The following is a 13,459-nucleotide window of genomic DNA, read 5'->3' on the forward strand; positions in this document are numbered from 1 at the left end:
AACGATCACGCCTTCCACCACCTCAGAGCGTGCGCCCACGAAACAGTTGTCTTCAATGATGGTGGGGCCGGCTTGCATAGGCTCCAGAACACCACCGATACCCACGCCGCCCGACAGGTGCACATTCTTGCCGATCTGCGCGCACGAGCCGACGGTGGCCCAGGTGTCGACCATGGTGCCTTCATCCACGAAGGAGCCGATGTTGCAGTAAGAAGGCATCAGGATCACGCCCTTGCCCTGAAAGCTGCCACGGCGGGCCACGGCGGGAGGCACGACACGCACGCCGGTGGCCTTGAGAGCTTCTGCGCTCATGCCAGCGAACTTGGTGGGCACCTTGTCGTAAAAGGCTAGGTCGCCGGATTGAATGACTTCGTTGTCCTTGAGGCGAAAGCTCAACAACACCGCCTTTTTGATCCACTGGTGCGTGGTCCACTGGCCCACGCCTTCGCGGGTAGCTACCCGCAGGCGGCCTGCGTCCAATTCATTCAGGACGTGCTCGACGGCCTCGCGGACTTCCACGGGGGCGGAGGCCACGGAAATATTCGCGCGGTCTTCCCACGCAGCTTCGATCACGGTTTGCAGTTGTTGTGTCATGGTGTTTTCAGGAGTTAAAGGGGACTGCCGGCACAGCGCTTAAGCCGCCCGGTCTTTGACAAATTGAACAATACGGTGGGCTGCTTCTACGCATTCAGCGGTCTCGGCCACCAGCGCCATGCGGATGCGGCCTGCGCCGGGGTTGTACCCGTGGGCTTCCCGCGCCAGATAGCTACCGGGCAACACCGTCACATTGTAAAGAGCGAGCAGATCACGGGCGAAGTCGGTGTCGCTCCCATGCACATCGGCCCACAGGTAAAACCCCGCGTCGGGGAGGGCGACATCCATCACGCTGGACAAAAGGGGGGTGACTTGCGCGAATTTGTCCCGGTATTTCGCCCGGTTGTCGATCACGTGCTCTTCGTCATCCCAAGCCGCAATGCTGGCCGCTTGGACCACCGGACTCATGGCGCTACCGTGGTAGGTGCGATAGAGCAAAAACTTTTGAATCCAACGGGCGTCGCCGGCACAAAAGCCGCTGCGCATGCCGGGGGCGTTGCTGCGCTTGGACAAGCTGGTGAAAGACACCAGATTCTTAAAGTCTGAGCGCCCCATGCGCGCTGCGGCCTCCAGACCGCCCAGAGGCGCTTCTTCACGGAAGTAAATCTCGCTGTAGCACTCGTCAGAGGCAATCACAAAGCCGTACTGGTCGCTCAGCGCAAACAGTTTTTCCCACTCGGAAAGAGGCATTACTGCGCCGGCAGGGTTGCCGGGCGAACAGACGTACATCAGCTGGGTGTTTTCCCAGATCTCGGTGGGAACGCTGTCCCAATCCTGTGCAAAGTTGCGGTCCGCGACCGAGGGCACAAAATAAGGCTGAGCCCCGCTCAACAGGGCCGCGCCCTCATAGATTTGATAGAACGGGTTGGGGCACACCACTTGCACGGTGCCTTGGCATGCTGCTGGATTGATCACCGTCTGCGCAAAGGCGAACAAGGCTTCTCTCGAACCATTGACCGGCAGCACTTGGGTGGCGGGATTGAGCGCCAAGCCATACCGGCGCTGGACCCAATTCACCATCGATTGACGGAGCTGCGGGTCACCGGCAGTCGCAGGGTAGGCGGCCAAGCCGCTCTCACCTGACTGGATAGCATGGCAATAGGCGTCCTTGATCAGTTGGGGAGTCGGGTGGCGCGGCTCGCCGATACCAAGGCTGATGGGGCTGTATGCGGGATTGGGTACCACTCCGGCAAACAATTGGCGCAGACGCTCAAACGGGTACGCCTGCAGGCGCGACAAATTCGGATTCATGGGGAGGCATTATCCCTGAGTCATCGTTAAACTCGGGGATGCTGTCCAGCAGGGCAGTGCTGTCTGAAATTGAGGAGTGAGCCATGTCTGCAGTTCCATCCCACGGCGATGCACCGCGTTACCTGAATATTGCCGGGGCCCTAGAGCAAATCGGCGATGAAGGTGCTTTGCGGGAAATGCTGCCCATGGTGTTGGAGTCCTTGCGCAACGATGTGCCGGCCATTGCCGGACTGCTGGCCAAAGGCGACGTTCAGGGCGCCAACCATTTGCTTCACCCTCTGAAGGGCTTCATTCCGATTTTTTGCACCAACGAGCTGTATGAGCGTGTTTCCGAGGTGGAGCATATGAGCAAAAAGGGCGAGGCTGGCGCGGTAGCTGCGGCCTATGCCCAGCTGGCCCCCGAGCTGCGCCTGCTGGAGGCAGAGGTAGCCGCGTACCTGGGTCAGGCAAGCTGAGGGCGTCCCCGGTGCCCATGGGGCCGCGCCCCTGCGCGGTATGATCCGGCCCCCGGACCGGCCGATACAGCATCGGCAAAGCTCAATAAAATCAATCACTTAGCGCTAACTCCTTCTCACTGTGCGACTCAATTCCATCAAGCTCTCGGGCTTCAAGTCTTTTGCTGAACCCACGAACTTCCTGTTGCCAGGTCAATTGGTAGGCGTGGTCGGGCCGAACGGCTGCGGGAAATCCAACATCATGGACGCGGTGCGCTGGGTGTTGGGTGAGAGCAAGGCCAGTGAGTTGCGTGGTGAGTCCATGCAGGACGTGATTTTTAACGGGACAACGACCCGCAAGCCCGCCAGCCGCTCCAGCGTGGAGCTGGTGTTTGACAATGCAGACCACCGTGCCGGCGGGCAGTGGGGCCAGTTCGGCGAAATCGCGGTCAAGCGCGTGCTCACACGCGACGGCACCAGCAGCTATTTCATCAATAACCAGCCGGTGCGTCGCCGGGACGTGCAAGACGTTTTCCTGGGCACCGGCCTCGGGCCGCGGGCTTACGCGATCATCGGGCAGGGCACGATCAGCCGCATCATTGAGTCCAAGCCGGAAGAGCTCCGCCTGTTTCTCGAAGAGGCTGCGGGGGTGTCCAAATACAAAGAGCGCCGGCGCGAAACAGAAAACCGGCTGTCCGACACCCGTGAAAACCTGACGCGGGTCGAAGACATTCTGCGCGAGCTGGGGAGCAACCTCGACCGCCTGGAAAAGCAGGCCGAAGTCGCCCAAAAATACAACGCCCTCCAGTCCGAGGTCACGCTCAAACAGCATCAGCAGTGGTTTTTGAAGCGTGCCGAAGCCTTGGCGGACCAAGCCAAAGTGCAGACCGAGGGCTTGGCCGCGGTCAATGCCTTGGAAGCGCGCATGGCGGATCTGCGCCATATCGAGGCCGACCTGGAAGCCGTGCGACAAGCACACTATGCAGCGGGCGACAAGGTCAACCAGGCACAAGGTTTGTTGTACGAAGCCAGCACCGACGTGGGCCGGCTGGAGGCGGAAATCCGCTTCGTGGTCGAGGGGCGCCAACGCGTTGAGCAGCGTCTGATTACGCTGAAAGAGCAGATTTCTCAGTGGGCCACGCGCAAAGACGACGCCCAGGACGAAATGGAACGCCTCGCCGAGCTGTCCGCCATGGGCGAAGAGCAAACCGAACTCTTGGCCGCACAGGTGGAAGAACAGGCGCAGCAATTGCCGGATGTAGAAGACGCACTGGCCAAGGCCCAGGGCGCTGCCAACGACCAGCGGGGCGCAGTCGCCCAAGTGCAGCAGCAGATTCAGGTGCTTGCCGCCGAGCAGCGCGGCATTGAAGAGCAGAGCCGCCAGCTTGGCAGTCGCCGAGATCGCTTGCTCACCGACCGCAACGCCTTATCAGCACCCGACGAAAGCCGCTTGCACGCCTTGCAAGAACAGCTGGAGGTGGCGCGAGAGGCGCACCAGATCGCGGACGCACGTTTGCAGGAACTGCAAGAAGCGGTGCCGCAACTGGACGACGCCCGCAAAGAGCAGCAAAGCCGCGTCAACACCGAGTCATCGCGCCAGGCGGACCTGTCGGCCCGTCTCGAAGCGCTCAAAGCGCTGCAGGAAAAAGTTAAAACAGACGGTAAATTGCAGCCTTGGTTGGCCAAACACGGTTTGGACCATTTGCAAGGCCTGTGGAGTCGCATCCACATCGAGCAAGGTTGGGAAAATGCGCTCGAAGGCGCCCTGCGGGAACGCCTGGGTGGCCTGGAAGTGTCCCGCCTGGAGATGCTCAAGGCCTTTGCGCAAGAGGCGCCTCCGGCCAAACTGGCTTTTTACAGTCCCCCAGCGGCACCCGCTGCCTCCAGCCCGGCGCGGCTGCCCCGCTTGGCAGATTTGCTGCGAGTCCAGGACATGGGCCCAAAGGCCGTGCTCACCGACTGGTTGCACGGCTGCTACACCGCGGCGAGTTTTGAAGAGGCACTGGCGCAGCGCGACCAACTGGCTGCTGGCGAATGCATCTATGTCAAAACCGGCCATGTGGTCACGGCACATAGCGTGAGCTTTTATGCCCAGGACTCTGAGCAGGCGGGCTTGCTGGCCCGCGCCCAAGAAATTGAGAACCTCGAAAAACAGGTCCGCGCGCAGGTGTTGATTGCCGATGAGTCGCGCGTGGCCTTAAGCCGCGCGGAAGGTGCTTATGCCGAGAGCGCACAGCGCCTGGTGAGCGCGCGGCGCGAAGCTGCCGAGACGCAGAGCCGCTCCCACGAGCTGCAGGTGGAGACTTTGCGTTTATCGCAGGTGCTGGAGCAGACCCGCGCCCGCAGTGCGCAAATCGCCTCCGACATGGCGGAGGTGGAAGCCCAACTGGACGATCTGCAAGAGCGCAGGGTGGAGGCAGAAGCCCGCTTCGAGTCGCTGGACATGCAGCTGGCCGATAGCCAGGAGCGCCACGCCCAACTGGACGAGCGGGTCATAGAGCTCCAAGGCAAGCTCAATCAGTGCCGTGAACAGCAACGCAGCCTGGAGCGCCAATCCCAAGAAGCGGTGTTTGCCCAGCGCAGCTTGCAGGCGCGCAATGCCGAACTGTCGCGGGCCATTGAAACTGCCATTCAGCAAAATGTGAGCATTCAGGCGGAAGAGCAGCGTGCGCAAGAGGAGCTGAATCGCCTCACCGACGCCGCCGCCCAGGCAGGCTTGCAAAACGCACTGGCCTTGAAACTGGAGCGTGAAAAAGCCTTGGGAGCCCAGCGCAGCGAATACGACGACCTGACCGCCAAACTCCGCGCCAGTGATGAGCGCCGCATGCAACTGGAGCGCGAGCTCGACCCCTTGCGCCAGCGGATCACCGAGTTTCAGCTCAAAGAGCAGGCAGCGCGCCTGGGCTTTGAACAATACGAAAACCAGCTTGCCGATGCCCAGGCCGACCTGGCCGCGGTGGAGCAAAGTATCAAAGACGGCAATGTGCGTCTATTCGGTATGCAAGGCGACATTGACCGCCTCAACCGTGAGATCGCGGCCCTTGGAGCAGTGAACCTCGCAGCGCTTGAAGAGTTGGCCGCAGCGCGGGAGCGCAAACAGTTCCTGGACATGCAAAACGTGGACCTGACCCAGGCCATGAACACGCTCGAAGATGCGATCCGCAAAATCGACGCCGAAACCCGCGAGTTGCTGTCCGGCACCTTCGACCAGGTCAACGCGCATTTCGGGCGGATGTTCCCCGAGCTCTTCGGCGGCGGCAATGCGCGCCTGGTCATCACCGGTGACGAAATTCTGGATTCCGGCGTGCAGGTCATTGCCCAACCGCCGGGCAAGAAGAACCAGACCATTCACTTGCTCTCCGGTGGCGAAAAAGCCCTCACCGCGATTGCCCTGGTCTTTGCGATTTTTCAGCTCAACCCAGCGCCGTTTTGCTTGCTCGATGAGGTGGATGCGCCACTGGACGATGCCAACACAGAGCGTTACGCCAAATTGGTCGCGGCCATGAGCAAGGGAACCCAGTTCCTGTTTATCAGTCACAACAAAATCGCCATGGAAATGGCAGAGCAGCTCATCGGTGTCACGATGCAGGAGCAGGGCGTCTCCCGCATTGTTGCTGTGGACATGGAGTCCGCCGTCCACCTCGCTGAGCTTGCTTGAAGACGAAACACACAACACTATGAGCAGTTTACAAATCGGTCTGGCCATCGCAGGGGGCATCGTGCTGGCCGGCGTAGTGGCCCACAGTGCCTGGTCCTCGCGTCGCAACGCTCCGCGCCAGGCTGCGCCCCAGCAGGAACCTACCGAAGGTTCCACAGACTTGGAGCCGACTCTCACCGAGGTCGACGCTGAAACACCGGCCTTTCACTTGCCTCGCCCCCCGGCACGGCCGGCCATGGATTCGTTGATCGATGTGATCGCCACGATCGCCCTCGACCCGGCAACCCCCGCTGTCTCGGGAGACGCTGCGTTGGCAGCCATGCCCGCCACGCGGCGGGCGGGCACCAAGCCTTTCTCGGTCGAAGGCTACAACCTGAGCTCGCTGGTGTGGGAAAGCCCTGCCGCAGGTCAGCGCTACGGGGGCTTTCAAGCAGGGGTGCAGCTCGCGAACCGGTCGGGCGCGCTCAATGACATTGAATACTCTGAGTTTGTGGTCAAAACACAGGCTTTTGCCGACGCCATCAACGCGACCCCGGAGTTCCCTGAAATGCGGGACGAAGTCGCCCGTGCCCGCGAGCTGGACCACTTTGCCAGCGCGCACGATGCCCAGCTGGGCTTCACCATCCGCGCCCGCAATGCGTCCTGGAGCCCTGGCTACATTCACCAGAACGCAGCGCGGCTCGGGTTTGTGGCCGGTGCGATTCCCGGGCGCATGGTGCTCCCTGCGTCGGTAGAAGGTTTGCCTCCGGTGCTGGTGCTGGGTTTTGACTCGCAGGCCGCGCTTGCCGATGACCCGGCGCAAAGCGCCATCCGGGAGCTGTCGCTGCACCTCGATGTTGCGCAGGTAGACCGCGGGGAGCAGCCTTTTGCGCGCATGCGCGGGTCTGCCGACGCCTTGGCCCACGCCATGGAAGGTGTCGTGACCGATGACCACGGTCAGGCATTGGCGCCTCAGACCATGGACATGATTGCCGCCGACCTCCAAGTGCTCTACGACACGCTGGAGCAGCGGGATATTGCCGCTGGCTCCCCCATCGCGCGCAGACTCTTCAGTTAATTTTTTCAGGTTGTATGGCTACGCTGGACTTGTTTTCACTAGAACCGGCACAGCCGGCAAACCCCGCCAAGCTGCGACTCTTGGCCCTGCGGGATCAGTTGCACCACCTCGGTCACGCCTACTACGTGCTCGACGCGCCGCTGGTGCCGGATGCCGAATACGACCGGCTTTTCCAGGAGCTCCAGGCACTGGAGGCGGCGCACCCGGAGTGGGTCACTGCCGACTCCCCCACACAGCGGGTGGGCGGGCAGGCGCTGGACGTGTTTGTCAGCGTGCGCCATGCGGTGCCCATGCTCAGCATCCGCACCGAGACGGACACCGAGTCCACCGGCGCTGAAGCTTTTGACGCCCGGGTGCGCAAAGAGCTGGAGCTGACTCCGGCTGACCCGCCGGTGGAATATGTGGCCGAGCTCAAATTCGACGGTCTGGCCATGAGCCTGCGCTACGAAAACGGCGTGTTGGTGCAGGCCGCCACACGTGGCGATGGGGAGTACGGCGAGGACGTCACCCAGAACATCCGCACCATCGGCCAGATTCCCCTGAAGCTCCCCGCCGGCGTGCCCCCGGTGCTGGAGGTGCGTGGCGAGGTGTACATGCGCCGCGACGACTTCGAGGCGCTGAACGAGAAACAGCGCGACAAAGGCGGCAAAACCTTTGTCAACCCGCGCAATGCGGCAGCGGGGGCCGTGCGCCAGCTGGACCCCGGCATTGCTGCGCAGCGCCCCTTGAGCTTTTTTGCCTACGGCCTGGGCGAGGTCGTCATGGCCGAGCAGGGTGGCCCGGCGTTTAGTACCCACTACGGCATGCTGCAAACCCTAAAATCATGGGGTTTTCCGGTCTCAGCCCTCGTGGATACTGCGCAAGGCGCTCCTGAATTAATAGCATATCACCAGCGCATCGGAGCCTCCCGCGACCAGCTGCCTTTTGACATTGACGGCGTGGTCTACAAGGTCAACAGCTTGGCGCTTCAGCAGCGCTTGGGTTTTGTGACTCGCGAGCCCCGCTGGGCGGTCGCCCACAAATACCCCGCGCAAGAGCAAGTCACGCGGGTACTGGGCATTGACGTGCAAGTGGGGCGCACCGGCAAGCTCACGCCCGTGGCGCGACTCGACCCCGTGTTTGTAGGCGGCACCACGGTGTCGAATGCCACGCTGCACAACCTCTTTGAGCTGCGCCGCAAGCGGGTCCGGGTGGGCGACAGTGCCATCGTGCGCCGCGCTGGCGACGTGATTCCCGAGGTGGTAGGCATTGTGAGCAGTGGCCCCCGGACCAGCTATGTGCCCAACTTCCGCATGCCGCGCGCCTGCCCGATCTGCGGAAGCACCGTGGTGCGCGAAAAAACCGAGATGAACCACCGCTGTAGCGGGGGGCTGTTTTGCAGCGCCCAGCGCAAGCAGGCGATTCTGCATTTCGCCCAGCGCCGCGCCGTGGAGGTGGAGGGGCTAGGCGACAAGCTGGTAGAGCAGTTGGTCGACACGAATGTGATCCGCACGCTACCCGACCTCTACCGCCTGGGGCTGACTGCCTTGGCAAGCCTGGACCGGATGGCCGACAAATCAGCTCAAAACATTGTGGATGCTTTGGAAAAGTCCAAGCAAACCACCTTGCCCCGGTTTTTGTTTGGCCTTGGCATTCGCCATGTCGGCGAGGCCACCGCCAAAGAGCTGGCCCGCCACTTCGGAACGCTGGACGCCATCATGGACGCCAGCGAAGAAGCCTTGTTGGGCGTCTCCGATGTGGGGCCTATCGTTGCCAAGGCCATTCGCACCTTCTTCGACCAGCCACACAACCGGGAAGTGGTGGAGCAGTTGCGCGCCTGCGGTGTCACCTGGCCCGAGGGCGCTGCCGCCGACGCCGGGCCCAAGCCCCTTGCCGGCAAGACTCTGGTGCTCACCGGCACCTTGCCCACGCTGGGGCGGGATGCGGCCAAAGACCTGATTGAAGCGGCTGGCGGCAAAGTTAGCGGCTCCGTGAGCAAAAAAACCCACTATGTCGTGGCCGGTACTGAGGCCGGCAGCAAGCTCGACAAGGCCCGCGAACTGGGTGTGGCAGTGTTGGATGAAGCCGGTCTTCTGGAGTTGCTGAAATGACAGTACGCGAGATTCTCAAAATGGGCGACCCGCGCTTGCTGCGCGCTGCGCAGCCGGTCACGGATTTCGACAGCGATGCCCTGCACCTTTTGATCACCGACCTGTTGGACACCATGAGAGCCGCCAATGGTGCCGGCCTCGCGGCACCGCAGATCGGGGTGGACCTGCAAGTCGTGATTTTTGGCAGCCATGAGCGAAACCCGCGTTACCCGGATCGTCCGGTCGTGCCCCCCACCGTGCTGTGCAATCCCGTCATCACGCCCATCGGCGACGCCGAAGAAAGTGATTGGGAGGGTTGCCTCTCCGTGCCCGGCATGCGGGGCAAGGTGCCACGTTGGTCCCACATTCGCTACACCGGGTCAGACCAGTACGGCGATGCCATCGACCGCACCGTCGAAGGTTTCCATGCGCGCGTAGTCCAGCACGAGTGCGACCACCTGTGGGGCAAGCTTTACCCGATGCGCATGCGCGACTTGTCCCAGTTCGGGTTCACCGAAGTCTTGTTCCCGGGAATTGCGGCGGCTGAAGACGACTAAGCAGGTCGCCAGTGCGGCCTTGGGGCCACTCAGGTGATTTTGAACACCGTCAGTACGCGCTTGCCGCCGACTTTGCGCTCGTAAGCGGCCCATTGTTTGATGCCTTTAACCAGCACCTGGCTGCTCACGTCTTTGACCGGTTTTCTTGCGCTCAGCTGGGCGGTAACCCAGTCTTGAATATGCGGCAGAGTTTCGGCCTGTTGACCGGTAGGAATGAGCAACTCTTTACCGGCCACAGAGCCGGCTGCAGTCACCGTGATTTCAGTAGCGGGCATAGGTGTCAGGACGCGAGGGCGTCCAGTATTTCGGTTTCAATATCGATCTGAGCGCGGTTGTGTTGCAACTGCGAACCGTGGATCAAAAAGGTGTCTTCGACGCGCTCGCCCAGTGTCGCTACTTTGGCGAGCTGCACCACAATGTGGTGCTTGGCCAGCACTCGGGCGATGCAATACAGCAGGCCCAGGCGGTCGCTGGCCGAGATGTTGAGCAGCCAGCGCTGGGCTTTCTCATCCGGCTTGAGTGAAACGCGCGGAGCAATCGGAAAGCTCTTGACCCGGCGGGACACGCGGCCCCGGCTCGGGGCGGGCAGGGGGCCGGCCTCCGCAATCGCCTGGGCTAAGCCGTTTTCCAGCATGCTGGTCATTTCACGGTAGTGCTCGTCCATGTCGGCCGTGGTGACCACCTGGAAGGTGTCCAGCGCATAGCCTTTTTTGGTGGTGTGGATGCGTGCATCCAGAATGCTGAAGCCGCCTTGATCGAAATAGCCGCAAATGCGGGCAAACAAATCTGGCTGATCTTGCGTGTAGACCACCACCTGCAGGCCTTCGCCCACCGGCGAGCGGCGCGCCCGCACCACCGGCTGGTCGGTCGCCACCAGCCGGGACAGCTGCTTGGTGTGCCAGGCAATGTCCGCAGCATCATGGCGCATGAAGTAGCCCACATCCAGGGTGTCCCACAAAGGCTTGTGAGCCTCGAAGGGCAGGGCGTACAGGGCCACCATCACCAGCGCTTCGCGCTTGCGTTGCTCGACCTCAGCATCCGCATCAGGTGCGCGGCCACCGAGGGCGCGCGCGGTGTAGCGGTACAGGTCTTCGAGCAGCTTGCCTTTCCAGGCGTTCCAGACCTTCGGGCTGGTGCCACGGATATCGGCCACAGTAAGGAGGTAGAGCGCTGTCAGGTAGCGCTCGTTGCCCACGCGTTTGGCGAACTCCTGAATAACGTCGGGGTCCGACAAATCCGACTTTTGGGCGATGCGGCTCATGGTCAGGTGCTCACCCACCAAAAACTCGATCAGCTTGGCGTCTTCAGCCGGCACGCCGTGGTCTTTGCAGAAGCGGCGCGCTTCCACAATGCCCAGCTCCGAGTGGTCGCCACCCCGGCCTTTGGCGATGTCGTGGAACAGGGACGCGATGTACAAAATCCAGGGCTTGTCCCAGCCGGAGGCCAGCTGCGAGCAAAACGGGTACTCGTGCGCATGCTCCACCATGAAGAAACGCCGCGCATTGCGCAGCACCATCAGGATGTGCTGGTCCACGGTGTAGACGTGGAACAGATCGTGCTGCATCTGCCCCACGATCTTGCGGAACACCCACAGGTAGCGCCCCAGCACCGAGGTCTGGTTCATCAGCCGCATGGCATGGGTAATGCCGTCCGGCGCCTGCATGATTTGCAAAAAGGTGGCCCGGTTCACCGGGTCGCGCCGGTAGGCGGCGTCCATCAGGTCGCGGGCGTTGTAGAGCGCGCGCAGGGTGCGGGCGGACAAACCTTTGACACCCACCGTGGTCTGGTAGACCAGAAAGGTCTCCAGAATGGCGTGCGGGTTGCGGCGGTACAGGTCGTCGCTCGCCACGTCGATCATGCCGGCTTTGTCGTTGAAGTGATCATTGATGCGGCGTGGCGCATGGGTGGAGGGGTTGAGCCGCTCCTCAATGTTCATCAGCAGAATCTGGTTGAGCTGGGTCACCGCCTTGGCGGCCCAGTAGTAGCGCTTCATCAGCGCTTCGCTGGCGCGCACCATTTGCTTGCGGTCTTTGTCGGCTTGCACCGGAACAAAACCAAACGACTCGGCTACCGCATTCTGCAAGTCAAAAATCAAGCGGTCTTCGCGGCGCTTGGCAATGAAGTGCAGCTTGGCACGAATGAGCAGCAACAAGGTCTCGTTGCGCTCAATCTGCTTAACCTCGAAGGCGGTAGCGAGGCCGCCGCGGGCCAGATCGGCCCAGTGTTCTCCATAGCCTGCCGCTTTGGCAACCCACAAAATAACCTGCAGGTCGCGCAAGCCACCGGGCGACTCTTTGCAGTTGGGCTCCAGCGAGTAGGGCGTGTCTTCAAACTTGGTGTGGCGCTGGCGCAGCTCTAGCGTTTTGGCCACAAAAAAGGCTTTTGGGTCCATAGCCTGCCGGTAGGCGGCCTGAAACTGGGCCACCAGCGCTGCATTGCCGGTGATCAGCCGGCACTCCAACAATGCGGTCTGCACGGTCACGTCTTTTTCGGCCTCCGACAAGCAGTCAGAGAGCGTGCGAACGCTGGAGCCGATTTCGAGCCCCACGTCCCAGCAGGTCCCGATGAACGCTTCTATGCGTTTCTTAAGCTCCCCATCGAACTCGGCGCTTTGGCCGTCGGGCAGCAGTACCAGCACATCCACATCGGAATGCGGAAACAACTCGGCGCGGCCATAGCCGCCCACCGCCAACAACGCAAACGGCTCGCCCATGCCCGCGCCGGTCCACAGACAGCGCAGTACCTCATCGGTCAGGTCCGCCATATGTTGCAGTACCTTGCGCACCTGACGCCCGGTGGCCTGGGGGGAGGCTACTTGATCCAGCAATTGGGCTTTGCGGGCCCGGTAGTCAGTCCGCAGGGCTTGCAGTTCGGTCATCGTGGCGTGGTCAGGCAGTCACAAAGTCGGGCGTCGCAGGGCTACCGGCAGACAGGGTCAGCACCTCATAGCCGGTGGGGGTCACCAGCACCGTATGCTCCCACTGGGCGGACAGGGAGCGGTCTTTGGTGACGATGCTCCAGCCGTCTTTTTCAGGGCCGTCTTTGATGTCTTTGCCGCCGGCATTGATCATGGGCTCAATGGTGAAGGTCATGCCTTCCTTGAGCTTTTCCAGGGTGCCGGGCTTGCCGTAGTGCAGCACTTGGGGCTCTTCGTGAAAAACCTGGCCGATGCCGTGGCCGCAAAACTCGCGCACCACGCTGAAGCCTTTGCCTTCAGCAAAGCGCTGAATCGCGTGGCCGATGTCACCGAGGTGAATGCCGGGCTTGACCATCTGGATGCCCACCCACATGGCCTCATAGGTGATGGAGCACAGGCGCTTGGCCGCAATCGAGCAGTCGCCCACGAGAAACATGCGACTGGTGTCGCCGTGCCAGCTGTCTTTGATGACGGTGACATCGATGTTGACGATGTCGCCTTTTTTGAGCTGCTTGTCGTTAGGAATGCCGTGGCACACCTGCTGGTTGACCGAGGTGCAGATGGACTTGGGGTAGGGCGTGTTGCCGCCCCCGGTGTAGTTCAAGGGGGCCGGAATGGCGCCCTGCACCTGGGTGATGTAGTCGTGGGCCAGCTTGTCGAGCTCATTGGTCGTCACGCCGGGCTGCACGAAGGGCGTGAGGTAATCCAGAACTTCAGAGGCCAGTTTGCCCGCGATGCGCATGCCGGCAATGCCTTGGGCGTCTTTGTAAGTGATAGTCATGGGGCAGGATTATCCCATCCGCCAAACACCGCGAGACCTGTGTGGAAAAGCGGGGTGCGGCGGCGGGTAAAATGAGCGGCTTCCATGCGCGTCCCCAGTCAGCGGCCGTGTGTGGAGCACCCACTCCCCAACGCACCAGCC

The 13,459-nt window shown here is 61.8% G+C and carries 10 protein-coding genes; 5 read left to right on the plus strand and 5 right to left on the minus strand.

The window, feature by feature from the left end:
- Both QZW03_RS14110 and dapC read right to left on the minus strand, forming a co-directional pair.
- The coding region (locus QZW03_RS14110) for a 2,3,4,5-tetrahydropyridine-2,6-dicarboxylate N-succinyltransferase (protein WP_296510651.1) at nucleotides 1–594 on the minus strand (594 nt) is incomplete at its 3' end.
- 39 nt (nucleotides 595–633) lie between these two features.
- On the minus strand, nucleotides 634–1,845 hold the full coding sequence (gene dapC, locus QZW03_RS14115) for a succinyldiaminopimelate transaminase (RefSeq protein ID WP_296510652.1): 1,212 nt from the start codon (nucleotides 1,843–1,845) through the stop codon (nucleotides 634–636).
- A gap of 83 nt (nucleotides 1,846–1,928) precedes the next feature.
- On the opposite strand from dapC, the gene QZW03_RS14120 reads away from it, so the two are divergent.
- The 5 genes from QZW03_RS14120 to def all read left to right on the plus strand — a co-directional run bounded on the left by QZW03_RS14120 (nucleotide 1,929) and on the right by def (nucleotide 9,620).
- The gene (locus tag QZW03_RS14120) at nucleotides 1,929–2,300 is read left to right on the plus strand and encodes an Hpt domain-containing protein (RefSeq protein WP_296510653.1); all 372 of its coding nucleotides are present in this window, start codon (nucleotides 1,929–1,931) and stop codon (nucleotides 2,298–2,300) included.
- A gap of 121 nt (nucleotides 2,301–2,421) precedes the next feature.
- The gene (gene smc, locus QZW03_RS14125) at nucleotides 2,422–5,937 is read left to right on the plus strand and encodes a chromosome segregation protein SMC (RefSeq protein ID WP_296510654.1); all 3,516 of its coding nucleotides are present in this window, start codon (nucleotides 2,422–2,424) and stop codon (nucleotides 5,935–5,937) included.
- Nucleotides 5,938–5,956: 19 nt separating this feature from the next.
- A complete protein-coding gene (locus QZW03_RS14130) occupies nucleotides 5,957–6,994 on the plus strand; it encodes a cell division protein ZipA C-terminal FtsZ-binding domain-containing protein (RefSeq protein WP_296510655.1) in 1,038 nt (345 codons plus the stop codon).
- Nucleotides 6,995–7,008: 14 nt separating this feature from the next.
- Nucleotides 7,009–9,084 (plus strand): NAD-dependent DNA ligase LigA, encoded by a 2,076-nt coding sequence (ligA, locus tag QZW03_RS14135; protein ID WP_296510656.1) that lies wholly within the window; start codon nucleotides 7,009–7,011, stop codon nucleotides 9,082–9,084.
- Complete coding sequence (gene def / locus QZW03_RS14140; protein WP_296510657.1) at nucleotides 9,081–9,620, plus strand: peptide deformylase; 540 nt, start codon at nucleotides 9,081–9,083, stop codon at nucleotides 9,618–9,620. The genes ligA and def overlap by 4 nt, the downstream gene beginning before the upstream one ends.
- Before the next feature lie 29 nt (nucleotides 9,621–9,649).
- On the opposite strand, the gene QZW03_RS14145 is transcribed toward def, so the two are convergent.
- The 3 genes from QZW03_RS14145 to map are packed head-to-tail and all read right to left on the minus strand — an operon-like array spanning nucleotide 9,650 to nucleotide 13,318.
- Entirely contained in the window at nucleotides 9,650–9,895 is a 246-nt protein-coding gene (locus tag QZW03_RS14145) for a hypothetical protein (RefSeq protein ID WP_296510658.1), read from the minus strand.
- A gap of 5 nt (nucleotides 9,896–9,900) precedes the next feature.
- Entirely contained in the window at nucleotides 9,901–12,498 is a 2,598-nt protein-coding gene (locus tag QZW03_RS14150) for a [protein-PII] uridylyltransferase (protein ID WP_296510659.1), read from the minus strand.
- Between the two features lie 10 nt (nucleotides 12,499–12,508).
- A complete protein-coding gene (gene map / locus QZW03_RS14155) occupies nucleotides 12,509–13,318 on the minus strand; it encodes a type I methionyl aminopeptidase (RefSeq protein WP_296510660.1) in 810 nt (269 codons plus the stop codon).
- Nucleotides 13,319–13,459: the final 141 nt, after the last annotated feature.

Source organism: Rhodoferax sp. (genome assembly GCF_013297935.1).
Classification (GTDB): domain Bacteria; phylum Pseudomonadota; class Gammaproteobacteria; order Burkholderiales; family Burkholderiaceae_C; genus Allorhodoferax.

Coding starts and splice junctions, on each gene's coding strand:
- dapC (WP_296510652.1), bottom strand. CDS start 1,845: ATGAATCCGAATTTGTCGCGCCTGCAGGCGTACCCGTTTGAGCGTCTG.
- QZW03_RS14120 (WP_296510653.1), top strand. CDS start 1,929: ATGTCTGCAGTTCCATCCCACGGCGATGCACCGCGTTACCTGAATATT.
- QZW03_RS14130 (WP_296510655.1), top strand. CDS start 5,957: ATGAGCAGTTTACAAATCGGTCTGGCCATCGCAGGGGGCATCGTGCTG.
- ligA (WP_296510656.1), top strand. CDS start 7,009: ATGGCTACGCTGGACTTGTTTTCACTAGAACCGGCACAGCCGGCAAAC.
- def (WP_296510657.1), top strand. CDS start 9,081: ATGACAGTACGCGAGATTCTCAAAATGGGCGACCCGCGCTTGCTGCGC.
- QZW03_RS14145 (WP_296510658.1), bottom strand. CDS start 9,895: ATGCCCGCTACTGAAATCACGGTGACTGCAGCCGGCTCTGTGGCCGGT.
- QZW03_RS14150 (WP_296510659.1), bottom strand. CDS start 12,498: ATGACCGAACTGCAAGCCCTGCGGACTGACTACCGGGCCCGCAAAGCC.
- map (WP_296510660.1), bottom strand. CDS start 13,318: ATGACTATCACTTACAAAGACGCCCAAGGCATTGCCGGCATGCGCATC.